The organism is Pseudomonas berkeleyensis (assembly GCF_014109765.1).
In the GTDB taxonomy this organism is placed as follows: Bacteria; Pseudomonadota; Gammaproteobacteria; order Pseudomonadales; family Pseudomonadaceae; genus Aquipseudomonas; species Aquipseudomonas berkeleyensis.
The window spans coordinates 3282287-3306197 of record NZ_CP059139.1 but is presented as its reverse complement, the minus strand read 5'-3'; the positions used below and the strand labels follow the sequence as shown (position 1 = coordinate 3306197).

22 protein-coding genes are annotated in these 23911 nt (G+C 63.2%); 11 read left to right on the top strand and 11 right to left on the bottom strand.

Annotation, left to right across the window (positions count from 1 at the left end):
• Window positions 1-6: 6 nt before the first annotated feature.
• Window positions 7-591, bottom strand: a complete 585-nt coding sequence (locus tag HS968_RS15385; RefSeq protein WP_119691664.1) for a UPF0149 family protein — start codon at window positions 589-591, stop codon at window positions 7-9.
• A gap of 171 nt (window positions 592-762) precedes the next feature.
• Here HS968_RS15385 and recQ point away from each other — a divergent pair, with 171 nt between their 5' ends.
• The 4 genes from recQ to HS968_RS15365 all read left to right on the top strand — a co-directional run bounded on the left by recQ (window position 763) and on the right by HS968_RS15365 (window position 7095).
• Window positions 763-2895 carry a DNA helicase RecQ gene (gene recQ, locus HS968_RS15380; RefSeq protein WP_182366932.1) on the top strand — a complete coding sequence of 711 codons (2133 nt, stop codon included), beginning with the start codon at window positions 763-765 and terminating at the stop codon, window positions 2893-2895.
• Window positions 2896-2996: 101 nt separating this feature from the next.
• Window positions 2997-4157, top strand: coding sequence for a GGDEF domain-containing protein (locus HS968_RS15375; protein ID WP_179624679.1), 1161 nt, complete (start codon window positions 2997-2999; stop codon window positions 4155-4157).
• A gap of 132 nt (window positions 4158-4289) precedes the next feature.
• Window positions 4290-4721, top strand: a complete 432-nt coding sequence (locus tag HS968_RS15370) for a MarR family transcriptional regulator (RefSeq protein WP_119691661.1) — start codon at window positions 4290-4292, stop codon at window positions 4719-4721.
• 280 nt (window positions 4722-5001) lie between these two features.
• Window positions 5002-7095 carry a FimV/HubP family polar landmark protein gene (locus tag HS968_RS15365; protein ID WP_456107216.1) on the top strand — a complete coding sequence of 698 codons (2094 nt, stop codon included), beginning with the start codon at window positions 5002-5004 and terminating at the stop codon, window positions 7093-7095.
• 54 nt (window positions 7096-7149) lie between these two features.
• Here the strand turns inward: HS968_RS15365 and HS968_RS15360 are convergent, their stop codons facing one another.
• A complete protein-coding gene (locus tag HS968_RS15360) occupies window positions 7150-9336 on the bottom strand; it encodes a patatin-like phospholipase family protein (protein ID WP_182366929.1) in 2187 nt (728 codons plus the stop codon).
• A 71-nt stretch (window positions 9337-9407) separates the two neighbouring features.
• Between HS968_RS15360 and HS968_RS15355 the strand changes: the two genes are divergently transcribed.
• Window positions 9408-9692, top strand: a complete 285-nt coding sequence (locus HS968_RS15355) for a SelT/SelW/SelH family protein (protein ID WP_119691658.1) — start codon at window positions 9408-9410, stop codon at window positions 9690-9692.
• Between the two features lie 114 nt (window positions 9693-9806).
• The gene (locus tag HS968_RS15350) at window positions 9807-10295 is read left to right on the top strand and encodes a hypothetical protein (protein ID WP_179624681.1); all 489 of its coding nucleotides are present in this window, start codon (window positions 9807-9809) and stop codon (window positions 10293-10295) included.
• A gap of 77 nt (window positions 10296-10372) precedes the next feature.
• Here HS968_RS15350 and HS968_RS15345 read toward each other — a convergent pair whose 3' ends face one another.
• The 3 genes from HS968_RS15345 to HS968_RS15335 all read right to left on the bottom strand — a co-directional run bounded on the left by HS968_RS15345 (window position 10373) and on the right by HS968_RS15335 (window position 12524).
• Window positions 10373-11224 carry a DMT family transporter gene (locus HS968_RS15345; protein ID WP_179624682.1) on the bottom strand — a complete coding sequence of 284 codons (852 nt, stop codon included), beginning with the start codon at window positions 11222-11224 and terminating at the stop codon, window positions 10373-10375.
• Window positions 11221-11556 (bottom strand): tRNA-binding protein, encoded by a 336-nt coding sequence (locus tag HS968_RS15340; protein ID WP_179624683.1) that lies wholly within the window; start codon window positions 11554-11556, stop codon window positions 11221-11223. The genes HS968_RS15345 and HS968_RS15340 overlap by 4 nt, the downstream gene beginning before the upstream one ends.
• Window positions 11557-11777: 221 nt before the next feature.
• Entirely contained in the window at window positions 11778-12524 is a 747-nt protein-coding gene (locus tag HS968_RS15335; RefSeq protein ID WP_182366926.1) for a helix-turn-helix transcriptional regulator, read from the bottom strand.
• A gap of 134 nt (window positions 12525-12658) precedes the next feature.
• Here HS968_RS15335 and HS968_RS15330 point away from each other — a divergent pair, with 134 nt between their 5' ends.
• Complete coding sequence (locus HS968_RS15330) at window positions 12659-13477, top strand: UDP-2,3-diacylglucosamine diphosphatase (protein ID WP_179624685.1); 819 nt, start codon at window positions 12659-12661, stop codon at window positions 13475-13477.
• The gene (locus HS968_RS15325) at window positions 13474-14502 is read left to right on the top strand and encodes a glycosyltransferase family 4 protein (RefSeq protein ID WP_182366923.1); all 1029 of its coding nucleotides are present in this window, start codon (window positions 13474-13476) and stop codon (window positions 14500-14502) included. Before HS968_RS15330 ends, HS968_RS15325 begins: the two co-directional genes overlap by 4 nt.
• A 150-nt stretch (window positions 14503-14652) precedes the next feature.
• Here HS968_RS15325 and HS968_RS15320 read toward each other — a convergent pair whose 3' ends face one another.
• The 3 genes from HS968_RS15320 to HS968_RS15310 form a co-directional block, all read right to left on the bottom strand.
• Window positions 14653-16041 carry an adenylate/guanylate cyclase domain-containing protein gene (locus HS968_RS15320; RefSeq protein ID WP_119691651.1) on the bottom strand — a complete coding sequence of 463 codons (1389 nt, stop codon included), beginning with the start codon at window positions 16039-16041 and terminating at the stop codon, window positions 14653-14655.
• A gap of 158 nt (window positions 16042-16199) precedes the next feature.
• On the bottom strand, window positions 16200-16787 hold the full coding sequence (locus HS968_RS15315; RefSeq protein WP_119691650.1) for an HD domain-containing protein: 588 nt from the start codon (window positions 16785-16787) through the stop codon (window positions 16200-16202).
• Between the two features lie 93 nt (window positions 16788-16880).
• Window positions 16881-17198 (bottom strand): Mpo1-like protein, encoded by a 318-nt coding sequence (locus tag HS968_RS15310; RefSeq protein WP_119691649.1) that lies wholly within the window; start codon window positions 17196-17198, stop codon window positions 16881-16883.
• 134 nt (window positions 17199-17332) lie between these two features.
• Here HS968_RS15310 and HS968_RS15305 point away from each other — a divergent pair, with 134 nt between their 5' ends.
• The gene (locus tag HS968_RS15305) at window positions 17333-18346 is read left to right on the top strand and encodes an AraC family transcriptional regulator (protein ID WP_182366920.1); all 1014 of its coding nucleotides are present in this window, start codon (window positions 17333-17335) and stop codon (window positions 18344-18346) included.
• A gap of 4 nt (window positions 18347-18350) precedes the next feature.
• On the opposite strand, the gene HS968_RS15300 is transcribed toward HS968_RS15305, so the two are convergent.
• Window positions 18351-19805 (bottom strand): TrkH family potassium uptake protein, encoded by a 1455-nt coding sequence (locus HS968_RS15300; RefSeq protein WP_182366917.1) that lies wholly within the window; start codon window positions 19803-19805, stop codon window positions 18351-18353.
• A 3-nt stretch (window positions 19806-19808) separates the two neighbouring features.
• Window positions 19809-21263, bottom strand: coding sequence for a TrkH family potassium uptake protein (locus tag HS968_RS15295; RefSeq protein ID WP_119691646.1), 1455 nt, complete (start codon window positions 21261-21263; stop codon window positions 19809-19811).
• A gap of 153 nt (window positions 21264-21416) precedes the next feature.
• Here HS968_RS15295 and HS968_RS15290 point away from each other — a divergent pair, with 153 nt between their 5' ends.
• Window positions 21417-21788, top strand: coding sequence for a YkgJ family cysteine cluster protein (locus HS968_RS15290; protein WP_106740227.1), 372 nt, complete (start codon window positions 21417-21419; stop codon window positions 21786-21788).
• 92 nt (window positions 21789-21880) lie between these two features.
• Window positions 21881-22441 (top strand): nitroreductase family protein, encoded by a 561-nt coding sequence (locus HS968_RS15285; RefSeq protein WP_182366915.1) that lies wholly within the window; start codon window positions 21881-21883, stop codon window positions 22439-22441.
• A gap of 79 nt (window positions 22442-22520) precedes the next feature.
• On the opposite strand, the gene HS968_RS15280 is transcribed toward HS968_RS15285, so the two are convergent.
• Window positions 22521-23849, bottom strand: coding sequence for a sensor histidine kinase (locus HS968_RS15280; RefSeq protein ID WP_179624693.1), 1329 nt, complete (start codon window positions 23847-23849; stop codon window positions 22521-22523).
• Between the last annotated feature and the right edge of the window lie 62 nt (window positions 23850-23911).

Sequence of the window (23911 nt, the reverse complement as noted above, 5' to 3'; positions counted from 1 at the left end):
GCGTGATCAGTGGCGCGGCTTGAGCAGGGCAGGTTTTTCTTCCGGAGCCTGGCAGAGCAGGAAGAGGGCGGTGAGCAACTCGGGAATCTGGTCGATCATGCTGTCCACCAGGTCGTGGTCACGGGCGATCTCGGCGAACTCCTGTTGTTCGTCGAACAGGCCGGAGCCCACCATGATCGGCAGCAGCAGCTCACTGACTTCGTCCTCGGCATCCTCGAACCAGATCGACTCACGCAGGAACACGCCTTCCATGAAGCCGATGCACCAACCGCGCAGGTCGGAATCATCCGGCTCTTCACCCAGGTCGAGGTCGCACGGCAGCTCCGGCTCTTCCTCACCGGCCAGTTGACGTGCGATATGGGCTTTCAGGTGAATCAGCGTGCTCTCGATCTCTTCGCGTTCGGCATCGCTGCGGTAGTGCGGCGGTTCGGCGAACAGCGCGTCGATCCATTCGCGCTCGGGCACCTGCTCGGGGCAGATGGCCAAGGCGGTCAGGTAGCCGTGGGCGGCCACGTAGTCCAACGCCTCTTCGTGCAGCTCATCGGCATCGAGAAAGGCTTGCAGGCGGGACAGTTGCTCAGCGAAGGACATCGTGGGGCTACCTTGAGGCTTAGGGATAAACGAGGGTGGATTCTAGTCCACCGCTGCCCCTGCGGCCAGCGCGGTGCGCTCTGAAAGCGGCGATTCAGCAGCTTCGGACGGCCAGACACCCTGCTGTCGTCCATCCTGCGGCATAATGCGCGGCTCGATTTGGAGGCCTTCATGCTCGACCACGCCCAGCGCATTCTCAAAGACGTTTTCGGCTACGACGCTTTTCGCGGTAACCAGGCCGCGATCATCGAGCGCGTGGCCGCGGGCGGCGATGCTCTGGTGCTGATGCCTACTGGCGGCGGCAAGTCGTTGTGCTTCCAGGTGCCAGCACTGATGCGCGAAGGCCTGGCGGTGGTGGTTTCACCGTTGATCGCGTTGATGGACGATCAGGTGGCCACCCTCGACGAACTGGGTGTGGCTGCCGTTGCGCTGAACTCCACCCTCAGCGTCGATGAGCAGCGCGAGATTGCCGACCGCATCCGTCGCGGGCAGATCAAGATGCTCTACCTGGCACCTGAACGCCTGGTTCAGCCGCGCATGCTGAGTTTCCTGCAGGGGCTGGACATCGCCCTGTTCGCCATCGACGAGGCGCACTGCGTCTCGCAATGGGGCCACGATTTCCGTCCGGAGTACCTGCAGCTCGGGCAACTGGCTGAGCTGTTCCCCGAGGTGCCACGTATTGCCCTGACCGCCACGGCGGACAAGCGCACCCGCGAAGAAATCGTCCAGCGCCTGCATCTGGAAAACGCCGAGCGTTTTCTGTCGAGTTTCGACCGGCCGAACATCTTCTACCGCATCCAGCCCAAGGATCAGCCGCGCAAGCAGTTGCTCGGCTTCCTGGCCGCGCGCAAGGGTGATGCCGGCATCGTCTACTGCCTGTCGCGCAAGAAGGTCGAGGAGGTTGCCGACTTTCTCAGCAGCCAGGGCTTCCCGGCTTTGCCCTATCACGCCGGCCTGCCCAACGAGTTGCGTGCCTTCAATCAGAAGCGCTTTCTCAATGAGGAAGGCCTGATCATGGTGGCCACCATTGCCTTCGGCATGGGCATCGACAAGCCCAACGTGCGCTTCGTCTGCCACCTGGATCTGCCCAAGTCGCTGGAGGCCTACTACCAGGAGACCGGTCGTGCCGGTCGTGACGGCTTGCCGGCCGATGCCTGGATGGCCTACGGCCTGCAGGACGTGATATTCCTCAAGCAGATGCTCAACAACTCCGAAGGTGACGAGCGCCACAAACGCATCGAGCAGCACAAGCTCGATGCCATGCTCGCGCTGTGCGAGGAGACGCGCTGCCGGCGCCAGGCGCTGCTGGCCTACTTCGATGAAGAATTGCCCAATCCTTGCGGTCACTGCGACAACTGCATCGACGGTGTCGAGACCTGGGACGCCACCGAGCCGGCCCGCCAGGCATTGTCGGCCGTCTATCGCAGTGGTCAGCGCTATGGCGTTGGCCATCTGTTGGACATTCTGCTCGGCCGTGACAACGAGAAAATCCGCGCCTCCGGTCACCAGCACCTGGCGGTATTCGGCGTCGGCAAGGGCTTTTCCGAAGTCGAGTGGCGCACGCTGTTTCGCCAGCTGGTCGCCCGTGGTCTGGCCGATGTCGACCTGGACGGTTTTGGTGGTTTGCGCCTGGCCGAGAGTTGCAGGCCGCTGTTGCGTGGCGAGGTCAGCCTGCAGCTGCGCCGTGAGCCCAAGCCGGCGCAGGCGGCCAAGGCCTCCAGCAGCGCAGCCAGCCAACTGGTACGTGGCCACGAGCGGGAGATGTGGGAAGCGCTGCGCAGCCTGCGCCGCAAGTTGGCGGAGGAGCACAGCGTGCCGCCGTACGTGATTTTCCCCGATGCCACGCTGCTGGAGATGCTGCGCAGCCAGCCCGGCTCGCTGAGCGAGATGGCCGAGGTCAGCGGCGTCGGTGCGCGCAAACTCGAACGTTACGGCCAGGCCTTCCTGGAGGTGCTCAATGGCGGCGCGGCAGACGAGGCGCCAGCTCCCGTTGCCGATCTACGCCATGAACTGGTCAGCCTGGCTCGCGCCGGCATGACCCCAACGCAGATCGCCGGGCAACTGGGTTGCAGCGAGAAGAACGTCTACAGCCTGCTGGCCGAGGCCATCGCCCAGCAGCAACTGACCCTTGAGCAGGCGCTGGATCTGCCCGAAGAATTGCTCGGCGAGATTCAGGAAACCTTCCTCGACGGCGAGGGCGAGCTGCCAGCAGTGAGCGAAATCGCGCCGCTGTTCGCCGGCCGGGTCGACGAGGCAGTGCTCTATTGCGTGCGTGCGGCACTGCAGGCCGAGTTCGAAATGTGAGCCTGGCGCCCTGACGTGCAGGCAATTAGCCGGCAAGGTTCTGGCGGCATCTCGCTGACGCGGCTAAGGTGTGGGGCAGGTCGCCACTGAACGAGGTAACGGTGCCTAACTATCACGCCTGGCTCGATGAGGTTCGTCCGAGCCCTTATGCCGACCAGTTGAGTTTGGGTTTTCGCTGGTTGCGTTTTTCCCGAGGCCTGGAGCGTGAGTATCGCGCTCACATGCTCGAAGACAGTTTCGAACTCAAGCGTTTCGCGCTAAGCGTCGCCATGATCATCTGGTTGGCTCTGGCTGCGCTCGATGTGCTCGTGGTGCCGGCGTCGCACCTGAACTGGATAATCGCCGTGCGCGTGGTGGTGCTGCTCATCCTGCTGGTGTGCGCGGCTCTGATTCTGCAGCGTCGACACATTCATCTGCTGTTGCCGCTGAGCATGGCCTGCATCCTCGTGCTTGGCGTGGGTGCAGCGCTGATCGTCGGCATTGCCCACCGCGCTGATCCCAACTACCCCTATGAAGGCCTGCTACTGGTGAGCATGGCGGCGTACTTTCTGGTGGGGTTGCGTCTGAGCGAGGCACTGGCCTGTTCCCTGGTGGTGATGCTCGCGTATGTGCTGGCGGAATTGGCCGCAGGGCTGACAGCGCCGCGTTTGATCAACAATGTGCTGTTTCTCGTGTTCGGCAATCTCACCGGGGCCGTCGGTTGCTACCTCCTGGAGTACAAGTCGCGCGAGCATTTTCTGATCAGCAGGTTGATGCGACTGCTCGCCTACCACGACAGCCTGACCGGCCTGCACAATCGACGCAGCTTCAACCGACAGTTCGAACGCCTGTGGCGCCAAGCGCAGCGCAATGACCAGTCGTTGGCGTTGTTGCTGTGCGATATCGATCATTTCAAGGCTTACAACGACTGCTATGGCCATCAGGCCGGCGATGCTGCGTTGCAGCGGGTCGGGGCGTTGATCGAGCAGGCAGCGCGGCGCCCTCTGGATATGGGGGTGCGACTGGGTGGTGAGGAATTTGCCTTGCTGCTGTTCGATATCAGTGCCGAGGAGGCCCAGCGCCGGGCCGAGGCACTGCGCGAGTCTCTGCAGGCGGCAGCCATTCCGCATCGTGGTTCCGACAGTGCCGAGGTACTGACGATGTCCATCGGTATTGCCTGCCTGAGCCCTGGCACCCAGGCTGAACTGAGCCAGTTGTACGAGCAGGCTGATCGGGCTCTATACGAGGCCAAGGCCTTTGGTCGCAACCGCGTGTCCCTGTGAAAAACGGTGATCGGCATGGTGACGTGGTCGCATTCTGAAATGCCCGGCCACAAACAGGGCTTGCCCTGCGTACCGGGTTATGGCTAGCTAGCTAATAATTAGTTTTTGACCTTTGTACGAGTCCGCTTGCCCATGTCTTACCCCGATCAACATCGCTTCGCCATGCAAGTCGCCCAACTGTCCAGAGCCTGGCGCTCCGAGCTCGACCGGCGCCTGGTCGGCCTCGGGCTGTCGCAGGCCCGCTGGCTGGTATTGCTGCACCTGGCGCGTTTCACCGAGATGCCTACCCAGCGTGAGCTGGCTCAGAGTGTGGGTGTGGAAGGGCCTACCCTGGCCCGATTGCTCGACAGCCTGGAAAGCCAGGAGCTGGTCACGCGCGTGGCTGTTCCGGAAGACCGCCGTGCCAAGAAGATCGCTTTGCAGCCCAAGGCGCAGCCGCTGATCGAGAAGATCGAAGCGATCTCCACTCAGCTGCGTCAGGAAGTCTTTGTCGGCATCGACGAGGACGATCTGCGTCGCTGTCAGCAGGTGCATGCGCGCGTGCTCGGTAACTTGCTGAAGTAAGCGATCTCGCCACTGTCAATTTTCCGATAATCACTTGAATGGTTGTCTTCTTGTGCCTATTTTTTGACTGATGGCGCTTGATGGCACTGTGCTTCGTCGGCAAACTGGCGCCCAACACGCTACTTTGTGAATTAGTAGCCATAATGCAGTACGAGCCGGGCTCGACAGGGAACAGTCGTCCGCGCTCGATTTTTTGTTCAGGGCGCAGCCTCCGGTCACGGAGTGCTCATACAGGATGTTGAGGAGGCTGCGTTCGAGCCTGGATAACCCTGGAGGTCACATGGCTCGGGTGCGTCAGTTGATGTTGGGTTTGGCGTCGGGTTCCGCTCTCTATTCGGGAATGGTTCCGGCGCTGGGGTTGGGTGAGATCACCCTGCATTCGGCCTTGAATCAGCCTTTCGAGGCCGAGATCGAATTGCTTGAAGTCGCCGATCTCGGTGCGCAGGACATACGCGTTGGGTTGGCGTCGACCGAGGTGTTCAACCGTTCGGGTGTCGATCGCCTCTATTTCCTCAACGATCTGCGTTTCACCCCTCTACTGCGTGGTTCGCGTAGCGTGATCCGCGTGGTATCCAGTCGCCCGGTACGCGAACCCTATCTGAATTTCATCGTCGAGGTGGCGCGCCCGAACGGCCAACTGCTGCGTGAATATACGGTTCTGCTCGATCCGCCAGGTTCGTCTGCCTATACGGCAGTAGCGGCGCCGGCTGTTGCTCTAGACTCCCGTCCTGCCAGCCCGGCGGCTGCGCCTGCGGCATCGGTGCGTGCCGTGGCACCACCCAGCTCTGCAGCGGGGCATCGCCATCAGGTAGCACGTGGCGACAGCCTGTGGTCGATCGCCGCTCGCCTGCGTGAACAGGGCAGCAGCTTGTCGCAACAGGCGCTGATGGAGGGCATTCTGGCACTTAATCCTGGCGCCTTCGCTGGTGGTGATCCCAGCCGCTTGCAGGCCGGCGCCGATTTGCTGCTGCCTGATGCGTCGCGTTCGAGTCCCGCTCAGCCTGATGCTCCTGTTGTCGCTGAAACGCCCGTCTCCGCGCCTGCCGTCACCAGTGCAGAGCTTCCTGTGAGTGCGCCGCTGGCGGCTGTCGAGCCCGCGCCCGAGCAGACGGAAAGCCTGCAACAGGTATTGGAACGCCAGCGTCAGGTCGATCTGGAGTTGGCCAACCAGGCGGCAGAAAACCTGCAACTGCAGCAGGGGCTGGCACAGCTGCAAGCGCAGCTTCAGCAATTGCAGGAACAACTGGCGCAGAAGGATGCGCAACTGGCTGAGCTTGCTGAGCAGCGAGCTTCCGCAGCCCCCGTTGCAGCACCGGTAGTCGCCGCACCGGCTGTTCAGGAAGCTCCAGCACCTGCCGAGCGGGGTTGGTTCTCCACGCTGCTGGCAGGTGGCATCGCCTTGCTGCTGTTGCTGGGCGCTCTGTTGTGGGCCGTGCGGCGCCGGGCAAAACCAGCGCCGGTGGTGCAGGTGGAACCCAAGGCGCAGCGTCCCGCAGAGCCCGTCCGCCCAGCAGTGGCCGCTGTAGCCGCGCCACTGGCCGCTGCTACCCCGGCGGTACCTGCACCCGTCCAGCAGCGTGCGCAGGGGCCGGTCGATCCGCTGGAAGCGGCCAACGTCTATATCGCCTACGGCCGTTTCAGCGAGGCGCGCGGTGTACTCGACCAGGCGCTGGCCCAGGAGCCGCAGCGTACTGATCTGCGTTTCCGCCTGTTGGAAGTTGTGGCCCAGCTGGGTGATGGTGCCGCCTTCGCCCGTGAGGAGGCAGTGTTGCATGCCGAGGGCTTCGACGCGACGCGTATCGATGCGCTCAAGGCGCGTCATCCTGCTCTGCAGCATGCGCCCAGCGAGCCAGCGGCGCAGCCGACTGCGCCGGTAGCCGCGTCGGCGGGTGAGTCGTTGGCCGAGTCTGATTTCCAGCTCAATCTCGACGACCTGTCGTTGGATGCCGACTGGGATCTGGTCAGCCCGTTCCCGGCTGCCAAGGCCAAACCCAAAGCTGTCGCCGAGCCCGAGTTCGATACTTCGTTCTCCAGCAACCTGCAGGAGTTGCCCGAGGTCTTCGAGCTGCATCACGAAGACGAGCAACTGAGTGCCTTCGGTGAGATGGAGATGGTACTGATCGATGAGCCGCAGGAGCTGGATGACAACTTCCTCGACGCCTTCTCCGGCGAGGCCGATGCCACAGCAGCGCTACAGGGGGATATCGACCAGTTGGCGACCGACCCCGAGCATATGACCAAACTCAATCAGGCTCTGGCCTATATCAAGCAGGGCGATATCGCCACCGCCTGCGACATCCTCAACGATGTGATCGACCACGGTGACGACGAGCAGAGGAAGGCGGCGCGCCAGTTGCTGGCAGAAATCGCCTGATCGCCTTGTGCCGCTGTACCTGACCAGGCCGCGCATATGCGCGGCCTGGTCGTTTCAGAAGCTCTTGCCGAGATTGAGATACAACGCCTTCTCCCGCTCGTCGTTGAAGCCATAGCTGAAGTTCAGCGGGCCCAGCGGCGTATCCAGGCCGAGGAATATGCTGGCCGCATTGATGTAGCCGCTATCGAAAGCGTTGTCGTTGTTCCAGGCGCGGCCGCGCTCCAGCGACATGCCCAGGTACAGCGGGAAGTTCAGCGGCAGCATGGAGGTTTGCGTCATGCGCCGGTAGTAGATCATCCGCGCCAAGGCCATGTTCTGGCCGCTCAGCGAGTCCTGGCGAAAGCCCGACAATTCCTGGGCACCGCCGAGAATGAAGCCCGAGGTGACCACTTCCGCCTCATCCAGCGTGCGCCCGTAGCGCCCACCGAACAGCCAGGTATTGGGGCCGTGGCTGTAGGCCTTGTCCAGCTTCAGTTGCCATTGACGATATTCCTCGTCCGAGCCCAGCCCGCGGTCGTACTTGCGCAGCATCAGGCCGATATCCTCGCCGGTACGTGGGAAGTCGAGGTTGTCCAGGGTGTCGAAGGAGTACAACAGCTCGTAGTAGCCCTCGCTGAAACTGAAGCTGGGTAGGTCGCGCTCGCCGACGCGTACATCCGCTTCGCCCCAGGCCTGGGCGATACCGAAGCGAATCTCGCCGTTGTTGGCGATCTGTCGACCGAGGTTGAGGCCATAGCCGTAGCGCTCCAGGCGGTATTCGGCGATCGGGTCGTTGTCCAGAATCGCCTCGACGTTCTGCGCTTCGCCGAACAGGTAGGGCGCGACGAAGTAACGCGAGCCGGCATCCAGTGGCTGATAGAACTCGCTGTAGAGTTCCTGGCGGTCGCCCAGTTGCAGGCGTGTCAGCCATTCCGCGCCGAGCTCGTTGATGCCGTTGATGCGGTAACTGGCGCCGATGTTGAACGCGCTATCGCCGCGCATGTCATCCGACAGGTTCAGGCCCAGGCGCAGGTAATCGGTGCCGGTACGCTTGCCGCGGGCATCGATCACCAGCGCACTGCCGCGCTCATCCAGAGGCTCTATGCGGTATTGCACGCGCTCGAAGTAATCCAGGCCATACAGCGTGCCCATGTCCTTCTGCAGGCGATCTACGTCCAGCGGTTTGCCGAGCGGTTGGCGAATATGCCGGCGAATCACCGCGTCGCCGACTTTCGAGTCGTTCTCCACATGAATCTCGCGAATCACCGGCGTGCGCTGTTCGCGCGAGCGCGCCATGGCCAGTGCCGGGTTGCCGGCACTGTTGGTACGCAAACGGGCCAGGCGTTCTGCCTGAACCTGCGTGGCGCGGTAGCCGGCGTCCATCATCTGCTCGCCACGGTTGAAATCGGCCACGCCGAAGCCGGCCAGAGGCGGCAGGATCAGTACGTCGTCCGCTTCCAGCGTCGCGAGCTGAGCTTCGGAGTTCTTGCGCATCATCAGGTTGATCGACTGGTTCATCACGTCGACCACGGTGAGCAGCTCCTTGGCCGGTTTCAGCGGCATGCCGAGGTCGACGACGATGACGTGATCGACCCCCATCTGCCGCGCGACGTCGATTGGCACGTTGTTGACCATACCGCCGTCGACCAGCAGGCGGCCGTCCACTTCCACCGGGGCGAACACGGCGGGAATCGACATGCTGGCACGCATCACCTGCGGCAGGTGACCGCTGCCCATGATCACCTGTTCGCCGGTGACCACGTCGGTGGCCACGGCGCGATAGGGGATCGGCAGATGGTCGAAGTCGCGGGTGGCGCTGCGGTGCACCAGCAGGCTTTCCAGCAGCAGCGCGAGATTCTGGCCCTGGATCACGCCCAGCGGCAGGCCCAGGCTGCCGTCGTCACGGAAGCTGAGTTTCTGCTTGATCAGGAAGTCGCGGTCGTCCTGCTTGCGGCGAAAGGGGATGTCCTCGCGTGGCGGTGAGTCGGAGAGTGCCTGTTGCCAGTCCAGCTCCACTGCCAGGCGTTCCAGCTCCGCTACCGAATAGCCTGCTGCGTAGAGCCCGCCGACGATGGCGCCCATGCTGGTGCCAGCGATGGCATCGATGCGAATGCCTTGTTCTTCCAATGCCTTGAGTACGCCAATATGCGCCAGGCCGCGGGCGGCGCCACCGGACAGCACCAGACCGACACGTTCGGCGGCGATGGCGGGCAGGCTGGACAGGGCGAACAGGCAGATCAGCGAAAAGAACAGGCGGCGCATGGTGGTTTCCGGCAGGAGCAGAGACAAAGGCCGTTATTATAGGCATCAAGCCCCACCGTAGAGCCGCTGCCATGTCCGATCAGAAGCCTGAAATCGTCATCACCTATTGCACCCAGTGCCAGTGGTTGCTGCGCGCCGCCTGGCTGGCCCAGGAACTGCTCAGCACCTTTGCCGATGAACTGGGCCGGGTCAGCCTGGAGCCAGGTACCGGCGGCGTTTTTCGTATCCTCTGCAATGGCCAGCAGATCTGGGAACGCAAGACCGATGGTGGTTTTCCCGAGGCCAAGGTACTCAAGCAGCGGGTGCGCGACCTGATCGATCCCGGCCGCGATCTGGGTCACAACGACCGCGCTTGAGCGGACACGTATCAGAAGCTTTACCCCCTCTTTACACAGGGCTTACCCCGCTACTGCGAGTGCGCGCGAATAATTTGCCTCGAGCCGATATGGCCATTCTGTGAGAGGTGAAGTATGTCGCTGCAACGCTCCGTGATCCTGGCATTGATGACCCTGGTGCTTTCTGCCCAGGCACTGGCTGGCCCACCCGGGCCGGGTGGGCCGGCTCCAGGCGGCCCGGGTTGGGGTCAGTGGAAGCCCGGTGGTCATCACCATGGTTTGCCGGAAGGTGCACGTGAACTGTGGATCGGGAGTGCGCTGTACTTCGTCGCAGCAGGCACTTACTACCTATGGAACGCTAATGCCCAGCGCTATGAGGTCGTCACGCCGCCTCCGGCAATACAAGGCAATAGTGTCGCCAGCTATGAAGTGATCGCCTATCCAGCCAGCGGCCAGAGTGTCGAGCAGCAGGGGCGTGATCGTTATGAGTGCCACAGCTGGGCCGTGGGGCAGAGCGGTTTCGATCCTGCAACCGCAACGCGCCCGGTGGGTGCCGATGCCACCGAGCGCTATCGTCGGGCGCTGGGCGCCTGCCTGACGGGGCGTGGCTACAGCGTCAACTGATCGGGCGAAGCAGGCAGGCTCCCGAGCTGGCGTCGCTCGGTGGCCTGTGTTCAGGGAGCGCGTTATGCCGACAGGCGTCAACGCGCCATTCGCGCCGACACGAAGATGGCGCTGACGATCAGCATGCCGCCAGCCAGCATGCGCAGCGTCGGTTGCTCGCTGAACAGCCACCAGGCGAACAGAATCCCGTAGACCGGCTCCAGAGCGAAGATCACGGCCGTGGTGCGCGCCTTGAGCACGCGCAGGCTGGCGACGAACAGGCTGTGTGCCAGGCCCGTGCAGAAGATGCCGAGCATCGCCAACCACAGCCAGTCTACTGGGCGCACGCTGGGCAGCAGCGGCCAGGCCAGCGGCAGGAAGCAGATCAAGACGGCGACGTTCTGGTACAGCGCGGCCTTTACCGGATCGAGGCCGCGCGTACTGGCGCGATTGAGCAGCGACAGCAGGGCGAACAGAAAGCCCGACAGCACTGCCCATAGCAGGCCGGTGGTAGCACTGCTATCAAGGCTGAATTCCGGGGTGACCAGGATCAACCCCACGCACACCACGCCGACCATGGCGAACTCGCTGGGGCGGGTGCGCTCGCGAAACAGCAGGCCCTCAAGCAATACGGTAAAGGCCGGAAAACTAGCGAAACCCAGGGTGGCGATGGCGACGCCGGAGATCTTCACTGCTTCGAAAAAGGTGACCCAGTGCGTGCCGAGCAGCAGGCCGCCGAGTATCAGCAGAACCATCTGCCGCAGGCTCGGACGAACCGCGTTACGGCTGCGCCAGAGCAGCGCAGCCAGGCTCAAGGCGAGTACGGCGAAGAAGGCTCGGCCGCCTGCAATCATGTTCGGTGTGGTCGCCGCGAGTTTGCCGAAGATACCCGACAGGCCGAACAGCAGGGCACCCAGGTGAATCGCCAGCAGAGCGTTACGCTGCGTCATGCCAGGCGCGCACCGTTGGGCAGCGGCTTGTCGAAGCCGGCCAGGACGACGCGGTTATCGCTGTCGTAGACGCCTGTTACCAGCACCTCCGAGCGCACCCCGGCGATACGCTTGGGGGCGAAATTGCACACGCACAGCACCTGGCGGCCGATCAGCTCGTCACAGCCGTAGTGCGCGGTAATCTGTGCGCTGGAGGTCTTGATACCCAGTTCGCCGAGATCGACTTCCAGCACGTAGGCCGGTTTCACGGCCTTTTCATTGGGACGGGCGCTGCGGATGGTGCCGACGCGCAGCTCCACTTTCTCGAAATCCTGCCATTCGATGGTTTGCATGGGGTACTCCTTCGATGATGCGGCGCAGTCTAGGCGTCGCAGGCAGCTGCTGTCTGTCGCGCGAGCGAGGCGTTTTATCGCCAGACTCTCGCCTGCGCGTAGGGTGCGTCGCGCGCACCGAGGACAACCGATAGTTTTGCGGTGCGCACGGCGCACCCTACGACCCAGCTGTAGCCTGGACGTGTCCGGAGTGGTTTCAGGTAATGGTGCCGGCAAGATCGCTAGCGAGCGCGACGCAGCTGTCTCGGCGTCATACCCAGATGGCGGGAGAGGGCGGCGGTGAAGGCGCTCTGCGAGCTGTAACCGACCCGTGCAGCGATTTCGCCAACCGCCAGGTCGCTGTCGCGCAGCAGCTGTTCAGCCAGTTGCAGGCGCCGTTGGCGGATGTGCTCCATGGGCGTACGACCGGTTTCAGCGAGAAAACGGGCATGCAGACGCGCCACCGAAAGACCGGCCAGGCGTGCCAGATCTGCCACCTGCAGCGGGTGAGCCGCATGCTGATCGATGTAGTGATCGAGTGCAGCCAGGGGCAAACCCGCTATTTCACGTTGCTGGCGGCTACAGGCCAGGCTGCCGAGCAGCAAGGCCGCGCCCTGTCCAGCGATGACCGGGTCGTTGATCGGGCTGCTGGCCAGCCAGTTGAGCAATTGGCCCTGGGATGGATCGAGCTGCAGTGCGTTGGGTTTGTCCAGTAGGCGCTGGATGTCGCTCGCGTGGTGGCCGAGTTGGTGCTCGAGCCAATCGGTGGTCGGTAGATCCAGCACCAGGCACTGGCTGCCACGTGGGCTGCCGCAGGTATGGCGTGCTTCGGCCGGTACCACCGCCAGATGATGGCGCAGTACCCGGCTGCCCTGCCCATCCACTTCGAATTGCAGCTCGCCAGCCAGGCCGAACACCAATTGCGCATGGTCGTGGCTATGGCTGAGCACTTCGTGGCTGTAATGACGCAGGGACAGAATCGGGGGCATGGCGGTTTCCTCGGCAACTGGCGGAGTTTAACGCCTGGGCCGAAGCGATGCTGCGTCATGAAACGGTCTTTTTCCTGTCACAAGCCTTTCACTGCGACGCCTCAAGCTCGACTAAACCCAGCCGGAGGCCGCCCATGACCAGCGCCCAGCTCGCCAAGCCCAGCCGCAAGCAACGTGTCCGCACCCTGTGGATCTCCGATGTGCATTTGGGCACTCGTGATTGCCAGGCCGAGCACCTGGCGGCGTTCCTCAAGCGCTATCACGCCGATCGTATCTACCTGGTAGGCGACATCATCGATGGCTGGAAACTGCGTGGCGGCATCTACTGGCCGCAGGCGCACACCAACGTCATCCGCCGTCTTTTGACCATGAGCAAGCGTGGTACCGAGGTGATCTACGTCACTGGCAACCACGACGAATTCCTGCGCCGATACTCCAGCTTGCTGCTGGGCAATATCCAGCTGGTGGACGAGGCCGTGCACGTCACTGTCGATGGCCGCCAGTTGCTGGTGATCCACGGCGATCAGTTCGACGTGATAACCCGCTATCACCGCTGGCTGGCCTTTCTCGGCGACTCGGCCTACGAATTCACCCTGACCCTCAATCGCTGGCTCAATCACTGGCGCAGCCGTTGGGGCTACGGCTACTGGTCGCTGTCGGCCTACCTCAAGCACAAGGTCAAGACGGCAGTGAACTTCATCAGCGACTTCGAGGAGGCCATTGCCCACGAGTGCGTCAAGCGCGGCTTGCAGGGCGTGGTTTGCGGGCATATCCACCATGCCGAGATTCGCCAGGTGGGCGGTGTGGAATACATGAATTGCGGCGATTGGGTGGAGTCCTGTACGGCGTTGATCGAGCATTGGGACGGGCAGATCGAACTCTACCGCCTGGCCGAAGCGCAGGCGCAGCAGGCCAGCGAGGAGCAGGCCGTCGCCCTCGAGAGCGGCGCATGAGGATACTGATCGTCTCCGACGCCTGGGCGCCTCAGGTCAATGGTGTGGTCACCAGTCTGGCGGCTCTGGTCGGCGAACTGCGTGGGCTGGGGCATCAGGTCAAGCTGCTGTCGCCTGCCGATTTTCGTGCCATTCCTTGTCCTACTTACCCGGAGATACCGCTGGTATGGAATCTCTGGAGAGTCGGTGCGGCGATTCGTGATTTTCATCCCGACTGCGTCCATCTTGCCACCGAGGGGCCGCTGGGGTGGGCGGCGCGGCGCTGGTTGGTCAAGCGCGGGATGGCATTCTCCACGGCGATCCATACGCGTTTTCCCGAGTACGTCAGCACGCGTTGGCCGTGGATCGCACTGCGCTTCGGTTATGCCTTCCTGCGTGCCTTTCATCGTCCAAGCCAGGCCGTGCTGGTAACCACCGAGCGCCTGCGCGAGGAGTTCGCCAACTGGGATTTGCAACGACTGCAGCTGTGGCGCAAGGGCGTGGATACCCGCCTGTTTCGGCCGGACGAGACGCGCGCTCGGCCTGTGCGCCCGGTGTTTCTTTACGTCGGACGCATCGCTCCGGAAAAGAATCTGCAGGCCTTTCTCGATCTGAATCTGCCTGGCGACAAGCGCGTAGTGGGGGACGGCCCGCAGCGCGAAGCGTTGCAGCAGCACTATCCGCTGGTGCGTTTTCTCGGTTATCGCCATGGCCAGGCGTTGGCCGAGGCCTACCAGGATGCCTCGGTGCTGGTCTTCCCTTCGCGTACCGATACCTACGGTCTGGTGATGCTGGAGGCATTGGCCTGCGGTACACCCGTGGCTGCGTTTCCCGTGGCCGGGCCGCTGGATGTGCTGCAGCAGGGGCTTAGTGGCGTAATGGACGAGGATCTGCACGCTGCCTGCCTGGCCGCGTTGGAACTGGATCGCGGGCGTTGCGCAGAGCTGGCGGCGGCGCAGTCCTGGCGCGCTTCGGCGCTGGAGTTCCTGGCGTTGCAGCCGCTGATCGATGGCGAGCCGGCGCTGGCTGAGGCGCTGGAGGCGTAGGGCGCATTGGTGGTAGGGCGTACCGGGACGCCGACCGCTCGGAAGCAGTACGCCGTCGTATGTGTGGAGCACCGGAAAACGGCGGACTGTTCGCTTCGCTACAAGCGGCCGGCGTTCCGGTCCGCCCTACGAGTGGCTGATGTCCCGATCTTACAGAATGACCTTGTCGCGCAGCTTCTCGGCGGCCTGGTTGAGCGCCTGGATCACCCGCTCCTTGTCGAAGTTCTGGATGCCGTTGGTGTCCAGGTACATGGAGAACCCCGGCAGCTCGTGCTCGACGTAGCTGGAGGTGGCGCCCAGGTCGCGGCGGAAGTCCACCACCTGGTAGATCTGCACCGGGCGGGTGAAGCCCTTGACGGTGATCTGGCCTTTGTCGCGGCACATGATCACGTCCTTGATCAGCGAGTAGGTCTCGTGGGAAATCAGGATTTCACCGGATTCGGCGGCACTCTCCAGGCGGCTGGCGAGGTTCACGTCGCGGCCGATGATAGTGTAGTCCATGCGTGTGTCGGCGCCGAAGTTACCCACCGTGCAGTAGCCGGTATTCAGGCCCATGCGGATTTCCAGTGGCTTGGTGATGCCCTGGGCGCGCCACTGCTGGCGCAGCACCTTCATGTGCTTGCGCATGGCGATGGCCATGGAAACCGCCGCCACGGCGTCTTTCTTGGCGCCGTTGCTGCTGGGGTCGCCGAAGAACACCATGACGCAGTCGCCGATGAACTTGTCGATGGTGCCGCCGTATTTCAGGCTGATCTTCGACATTTCATTGAGGTAGGTGTTGAGCAGGTCAGTCAGCGCTTCGGCTTCCAGCTCTTCCGACAGCTCCGTGAAGCCCTTGATGTCGGAGAAGAACACCGTGAGCTTCTTGCGCTGGGTTTCCAGGCGCACGCTCTTCTTGCCAGTAAAGATCGATTCCCATACCTGCGGCGATAGGTATTTCGCCAGGTTGCGTGCCAGGCGTGCGGCCTTTTCCTGCTCGCGTTTGATCTCGCTGCGCACCTGGGCCAGGCGCAGACCCTGCTGGTTGACGAAATAGGCGGTGATGCAGATGTACAGGGTGGCGAAGAGAATGCTGACCAGTGCCACCAGGGTGGGCGTGTCGGTATTGGGATGAACCTCTATCAGCGCGGCGCATAGCGCCATACCGCTGGCGGCGACCAGCAGCCCCAGGCCCAGGTAGCGCAGGCCGCCGATGACCAGGGCACTGAAACACAGGATCAACAGGAACATCAGACTGGGCACGACGGAGAAACCGAGCAGCACGCAGGCAGCGCCGGCATGCAGGGCATCGAAGAACAACAGGGCGAGGTCGGTCTGCGCGGGGTAGTCGCGTTTGAAGCGGCGACTGAGATTGTGCGCCAGATGCGGGTAGAGCAGGGCGTAGGGCACCATCCAGAGGATGTCGTAGGTGAAGTGCCCCACATAGGTGCCGGCGGCAATGCTGGCGGCCGTGGCGATATAGGCCAGCACGCGCGAATAGTATTCGCGCAACGGCGGCGTCGGCAGCCCGTTGGCACGGCTGGTGGTGGCTGGTTTCATCTGCTGGAACTGTCCCTGCTGGATTTCTGGCGTCTCTGCTGGACGCCTGGCTGGTCTGCAAGACCTGAGCCAGAGGCTCGTTGGGCGGGGATCATAACCAAGGGGGCGGCGGCCAGCCAAGCACGGCCGCCGAACGGTGGCGCAACAGTGGCCAGTGGTCAGGCGTTGGCACTGTCCATGGCGGCCAGGTAGATGGAGTTCTTCGGCCGGGCGAAGACCCGCTGCAGCATGGGTTCGAAGAAGCTCAGCGGCAGGCTTTCGTAGTCCGGGTCGAAGGCGGCAGCATCGTACTTGGCGCAGAACTCGATGGTCGCCTGGTATTGCGGGTGCGCCTTGAACTGCTCGCGTAGGTGGCGATCCATGCCCAGGTGATGGAAGAAGTAATAGCCCTGGAAGATGCCATGCTTCTCCACCATCCAGTGGTTCTCGGCGCTGACGAAAGGCTTGAGGATGGCCGCGGCGATGTCCGGGTGGTTGTAACTGCCGAGGGTATCGCCGATGTCGTGCAGCAGTGCGCAGATCACGTATTCCTCGTCACGGCCGTCGTGATAGGCGCGGGTGGCGGTTTGTAGCGAGTGGGTCAGTCGATCGACCGGAAAGCCGCCGAAGTCGCCATCGAGCAGGCGCAGGTGAGCGAGGATGCGGGCGGGTAGCTGGGCGGCGTAGGCGGCGAAATCCTGGGCGATGATGGCCCAGTCCTCGGCCTGGCCGTCTTGCATATGGGTAAAGCGGGCTCGGCTATTCATGGTTTTTCTCGTTCTTGTTGTTCTTGGGGCGACGTGTAAAACGGTCTGCGACACGTTGGCGAACCGGTTAGACAGTCGTCATGCAGCAGGCGATTAGAAACGGATACGGCCGGTAAAGGCGTCTTTGAGCATCACCCAGTCGCCCATCAGGCTGTACAGCGGGTAATCGAAGGTGGCCGGTCGATTCTTCTCGAAGACGAAGTGGCCGACCCAGGCGAAGCCATAACCGGCCAGCGGCATGGCCAGCAGCCACAGCCATTGCTGGGTGAGCAGGGCATAGGCGAGTATCGCCAGCACCAGCAGGCTGCCGACGTAGTGCAGGCGGCGGCACACTGGGTTGCTGTGCTCCTGCAGGTAGTAAGGGTAGAACTCGGCGAAGCTCTGGTAGCGTTCGGTGGTCTGGGCGGTCATGGCGCACCTCCTGTTATTGTCACTGTCGAGTGTAGGGTGGCTGTCTCCATAGGCCACTGACTTAAGGTGCCAGTCTAGTATCCTTGCGCCGCCAACCCTGACCTTGCTGGCTGATTGACCATAAGAACAAGACGATGAGCGAAAGAACCACATCTTCCAACTGGGCCTTGGCCATCGTGCAGGCGCTGGAACTGGGCGGCGTCGACTGCGCCAGCCTGTTCGCCGAGCTGGGCATGGATTACGCCGCGTTGAGCGATCCCGATGCGCGCTTCCCGCAGGATGCCATGACTCGCCTGTGGCAGCGCGCGGTGGCGCTGTCGGGCAACCCGGCGATCGGTCTGAACATGGCGCAGGTGGTGCGCCCGGCGTCCTTCCACGTGGTGGGGTATGCGTTGATGTCCAGCCGCAACCTGCGTGATGGTTTCACGCGTCTGGTGCGTTATCAGCGCATCATTGGCGAGGGCGCGGATCTGAATTTCCTGCCGCAGCCCGACGGCTATGCGCTGACCCTGGCGATCCATGGCGACCGTCTGCCGCCAGCTCGACAAAGTGCCGAGGCCTCGCTGGCCTACTGCCTGGCATTCTGTCGCTGGATGACCAGCAAACCCATGCGTCCACGCGAGATCCGCTTCCAGGGGCCGCCTCCCGAGGATCTTGCGCCCTACCAGCAGGTGTTCCAGGCGCCGCTCAAGTTCAATGCCGAGCACTATGGGCTGATTTTCGACCGCGCAGATCTGGATGCGCCGCTACCCAGCGCCAACGAGGCGCTGGCGCAACTGCATGACCGTTTCGCGGGCGAGTACCTGGCGCGGTTTTCCGGTACGCGGGTTACGCATCAGGCGCGCCAGGTGCTGTGTCGCCTGTTGCCGCAGGGGGAGCCGCGGCGCGAGGTGGTCGCACAAGCCTTGCACCTGTCGCAGCGCACACTGCAGCGACGCTTGCAGGAGGAGGGCACCAGCTATCAGCAACTGCTCGACGATACGCGCCGGGAATTGGCTGAGCAGTACCTCGGCCAGGTCAGCCTGACGCTGCTGGAAATCGCCTATCTGCTGGGGTTCGCTGACCCGAGCAACTTCTTCCGCGCCTTTCGCCGCTGGTTCGGTGAAACGCCCGGCGAATACCGGGCGCGTCTGGGCATCGCTTCCTGACGCCTCAGTGCCGCCAGAAGGCCGGGAACAGCAACACCAGCACGGTGAGAATCTCCAGGCGGCCCAGCAACATGCCCAGGGTCAGCAGCCACTTGGCCAGATCCGGGATGCCGGCGTAGTTGCCGGCCGGGCCGACCATCTCGCCCATTCCCGGGCCGACGCCGGAGACCATGGCGGCGGCGCCGGTCATGGCGGTGATCCAGTCCACTCCGCACATGGCCACCGCCAGCGCCAGGGTGGCGATGGTGATGGTGTAGAAAAAGGCGAAGGCCAGAATCGAGCGGACGATATCCTCGTCCAGGCGATGGCGGTTGTACTGCTGCTTGATCACTGCACGCGGATGGATGAGCTGCTTGAGGTTGGCCTTGAGCAGGATATAGGCGACCTGGAAACGGAAGATCTTCAGACCGCCGGCGGTGGAGCCGGAACAACCCCCGACGAAGCCCAGGTAGAAGAACATCATGCTGGCGAACGGGCCCCACAGGTGATAGTCGCCCAGGGCGAAACCGGTGGTGGTCATGATCGAGGTGATGTTCACCGCCACCAGGCGCAATGCATCGAGCCAATGCAGGTCGGACGTGCTCCATTTCCACAGCGTGAGCATCAGCCAGCAACTCAGCAACAGCACGAAGAACCCACGCACCTGTTCGTCACGCAGCAGCGCGCGGTAGTTGCCCCGCAGCGCCGAAACATACAGCACGAAGGGCAGACTGCCGCAGATCATCACCAGTACCGCGACCCAGTGCACGGCGGGTTGCTGCCAGTGGCCCAGTGAGGCGTCCGAGGTGGAGAAGCCGCCGGTGGCGATGGACGACATGGCATGGTTGATCGCATCGAACAGACTCATGCCCGCCAGCCAGAACGCCAGCACGGCGAGGCTGCTGAGGCCGACATAGGCCAGCACCATGTACTTGGCGACCATGTGCGAGCGCGGCATGACCTTGTCCGAGCGATCCGACGACTCGGTCTGGAACAGGCGCATGCCACCGATGCGCAGCATCGGCAGGATCGCCACGGCCATGGCGATGAAGCCGATACCGCCGAGCCAGTGCAGCAGCGAGCGCCAGATCAGCGTGCCGGGCGACATGTCGTCGAGGCCACTGAATACCGTGGCGCCGGTGGCGGTAATGCCGGACATGCTCTCGAAGTAGGCGTCGGTGATGCTGGCGCGCTCGGCGAAGAGAAACGGCAGGGCTGCGAAGATCGACACCATCACCCAGCTCGACACCGTCAACATGTACATGTCGCGCGGGCGCAGGTGGGTTTGCTGCGGGCGCCCCTGCGCGATCATGGCGATGCCGGTCAGGGCGGTGATCAGGCTGGACCAGAGAAACGCGTTGATGCCCTGCGGCTGCTCGAAGATCAGCAGGGTGATCACCGGCACCAGCATGCTCAGCGCCAGGGTGATGAGGAAGATGCCGTTGATGAAGGCAAGAATGCGCAAGCTCGACAGGGGCATCGGTCAGTGCTTCCAGAAGCTGCGGGTGACCAGCACCAGCAAGGTGAGAATTTCCAGGCGTCCGAGCAGCATGCCGACGGTCAGCAGCCATTTTGCCGAGTCCGGCAAGCTGGCGAAGTTGCCGGCCGGGCCGATGATCGGGCCGAGGCCAGGGCCGACGTTGCACACCGCTGTGGCGGCGCCGGTCAGTGCAGTGACCCAATCCAGCCCGACCAGGGTCAGTGCCAGTGCCAGCACGCCGATGGTGATGGTGAAGAAGAACGAGAAGGTGATCAGCGAGCGGACGATTTCTTCGTCCAGGTTGTGGTTGTTGTACTGCTGTTTGATCACCGCGCGCGGGTGCACCAGCTGCATCAGGTTGGCCTTGAGCAGCACGTAGGCGACCTGGAAACGGAAGATCTTCAAGCCGCCGGCAGTGGAGCCGGAGCAGCCGCCGACGAAGGTCAGGTAGAAGAACAGCAGCAGGGCGAAGTTGCCCCAGGTGGTGTAGTCGCCGAGGGCGAAACCGGTGGTGGTGACGATGGAGGTGACATTGACGGCGACGACGCGAAAGGCCGTCAGCCAGTCGTACTCCGAGTTGAGCCACAGCCAGGTGCTGAACACCAGCCAGGTCAGCAGCAGGAAACCGAGGAAGCCGCGCACCTGGTGGTCGCGCAGCAGCGCTCTGCGATTGCCGCGTAGGGTCGCGACGAAGAGCATGAAGGGCAGGCTGCCGAGAATCATGAACACCACGGCTGTCCAATGCACCGCCGGTTGTGGCCAGTGCGCCAGTGACAGATCGGAGGTGGAGAAACCGCCCGTGGAGATCGACGCCATCGAGTGGTTGATGGCGTCGAAAGGCGACATGCCCGAAACCCAGAAGGCCAGGAAGCCCAGGCCGGTGAGTCCCAGATAGATCAGCAGGATGTATTTGGCCGCCATGTGCGAGCGCGGCATCACCTTCTCGCCCCAGTCCGACGATTCGGTCTGGAACAGGCGCATGCCACCGACGCGCAGCAGCGGCAGAATCGCCACGGCCATGCCGATGAAGCCGATGCCGCCGAGCCAGTGCAGCATCGAGCGCCAGATGAGGATGCCCGGCGACATGTCGTCCAGGCCGACCAGCACGGTCGAGCCGGTGGTGGTGATGCCGGACATGGTTTCGAAGAAGGCGTCGGTGTAGCTGATGTGAGCGATGAACACCATCGGCAGAGCGGCGAAGCAACACACCACGACCCAACTGGCGGTAGTCAGCAGGTACATGTCGCGTGGGCGGAACTGTAGATGCTGCGGCCGGCCGGGAATCACCAGGGCCAGACCGGCGATCAAGGTGATCAGGCTTGACCAGAGGAATGCCGAGAGATCTTCCGGGTGTTCGAAGATCAGCAGTGTGAGCATGGGAATGGCCATGCTCACCGCCAGGGTAATCAGGAATATGCCGATGATGAAACCGATGATGCGCAGCGTCGGCAAGGCCATGTGAAGGGGACTCTGGCGAGTTACGGAAAAGGCGCCATTCTACCTGCGGGCCTGAGCGTGTAAACCGCCAACGATGGGGGCTTTACAAGGCCATGGCCAAGCATAGAATAGCCGCCAGTTGCCGGCGTCCGTCGGTTTCCGAGCCCCCCTATCATGTCCGAAGCTAATCCCTGCCTCACGTGCGGCGCCTGCTGCGCGTTTTTTCGTGTGTCCTTCTTCTGGGGCGAGTGCCAATCCGCCGGTGGAAGCGTTCCGGATGAACAGGTCATCCAGGTCAGCCCTCACTACGTCGCCATGCGTGGCACCGAGAGCAAGCCGGCGCGCTGTACCCAGTTACTGGGTGATGTCGGCTGCGGCGTGCGCTGCACCATGTATGAACAGCGGTCGAGCAGTTGTCGTGAGTTCGAGGCGTCCTGGGAGAACGGCGTGCACAATCCGCGGTGCGACGATGCACGCAAGGCCCATGGCTTGCCGCCGCTGACGCCGCCCGTGCAGCCAGTCATATCGCCGGATCGCGTCGCCTGATACGGCTGTTTGCCTGAGCTTTGGCGGTTTTACCCTTGCAGCCTGCCAGCGGGCGCTTGAGAATGCGGCCTCTTTGTTTTTGGAGGTGGCCGATGGACGCTCTCGACGCTCTGCTCAACCGTGTTTCCGTTCCCCGCCTGGTCGATCCGGCCCCGGATGCAGCGCAGCGCGAATTGCTGTTTCGCGCCGCCTTGCGTGCTCCGGATCACGGGCAGCTGCGGCCCTGGCGCTTTCTGACGGTAGAAGGCGATGCGCGTACGCGTATGGGGGAACTGTTCGCTGAGGCGCTACGTGTCGCCGATGTCGAAGTAGCCGATGAGGCGCTGACCAAGGCCCGTGGCATGCCGCTGCGTGCGCCGTTGCTGGTGGTGGTGATAGCGCGTACCCAGGCGCATCCCAAAGTGCCTGAGTTGGAGCAGGTGATCGCCGCTGGCTGCGCTGCTCACGGCATATTGCTCGCAGCCCATGCTCAAGGCATCGGCGCTGTCTGGCGTACCGGCGACATGGCCTACAACGCTCATGTGGCCAAGGGGCTGGGATTGGCGGCAGGTGAACAGATCATCGCCTACCTCTATCTCGGCACGCCCGAGCGTGAACTGCGCCGGGCACCGGAATTGGCGGTCGATGATTTCGTCAGCGCCTGGAACGGCTGATCGATTAGCGGCGCAGTCGTAGCCTGAATGCAATCCGGGGATGCCACTGGGCTCCCGGACTGCCTTCGTCCAGGTTCGCTCAGCTCGCCTGTTGTCGGATCGGCAGGCTCAGCGTGGCGATGAAACCACCGTCCGGGTGATTGGCCAGCAGCAGCTCGCCACCATGACGCTGCGCCGCCCGGCGTGCGATGGCCAGCCCGAGGCCATGGCCCGAGCCGCCTTGCCCGGGGGCACGAAAGAAGGGCTTACCCAGCTGCTGCAGGTATTCAGCCGCGACCCCGGGGCCGTGGTCGCGCACGCTCAACTCCACCCGCTGACCCTGATTGCGCACGGCGATGGTGATGGGTTGGCTGCTTGGGTTGAAGCGCAATGCGTTGCGTAGCAGGTTGTCCATGGCCCTTTCAAGCATGTCTGGCCAGCCTTGCAGGCGCACGTTCTGGTCGAGCTGGATCTGCAGCTGTTGCTCTGGAGCGGTCAGCCGCGCATCGTCCTGCAGTTTGCTCAGTATGGCGGGGAGGTCGACTGATTGCGCGGCGCCGGGGTCGGCATCTAGGCGGGCGAGGGTGAGGATTTCGCTGATCAGCGCTTCCAGTCGATCACATTCCTGACTCAGGCGCGGCCAGAGTTTCTCCCGTTCGGCTGCCTCGGCACGTTCAGCGAGAGCCAAGGCAATGCGCAGGCGTGCCAGCGGCGAGCGCAGTTCGTGGGAGACATCGCGCAGCAACTGGCGCTGGCTGCCGATCAGCCCTTGCAGGCGCTCGCCCATGCGGTTGAAATCCTTGGCCAGCAGCCCCAGCTCGTCACGCCGGGTTGCCAGGCGAGCCAGGCTGTTCTGCTGATAAGCCGTTTGACCAAGGTCGTGCACGGCGCCGCGCAGGCGATCCAGCGGGCGGGTGATCGACAGTGTCAGGAACAGGCTGAACAAGGTCAGCACCACCAGGGCGATGGCCAGGGCGCTGAGCGGCCAGAACAGGCTGCCGCGGTGCCAGGCGGCCAGTTCTGGGTGCGGAATGCGGTAGATGAACAGGTAGCTCTCGCCGCTCGTTGGGCTGGTGTACTCGGCTGTCAGACGGCGCCAGGGCAGGCGACGATCGTCGCCGTGGCGAGCCTCGAACGCAGCCGCGCGCGACGGGAAGGTGCCCTTGACCACCTGCTGACCGTTCTCGCCGAGCACCTGCACGTCGATGCGGTATTCGCGCTTACGCTCTTCGAGTAGGCGCTGAGCGGCACGCTCGCCTTGTTGTTCGTAGAGCTCGGTCCATTGCCGGTCGAGCTCGTCGAGTCCCGGGTGCTGGTTGAGAATCCAGGCGTCCTGGTTCAGGGCGCGGCCGAGCAGCATGGCAAGCCCCGCCACCAGGGCGATGGCCAACCAGAAGGTGGCAAGAATGCGCCAGAACAATGACCGCACGGTGTTTCCTCATGAAAAAACCGCCGGGCCAAAGGCGCGGCGGTCGGGGAATGGGCTCGAGG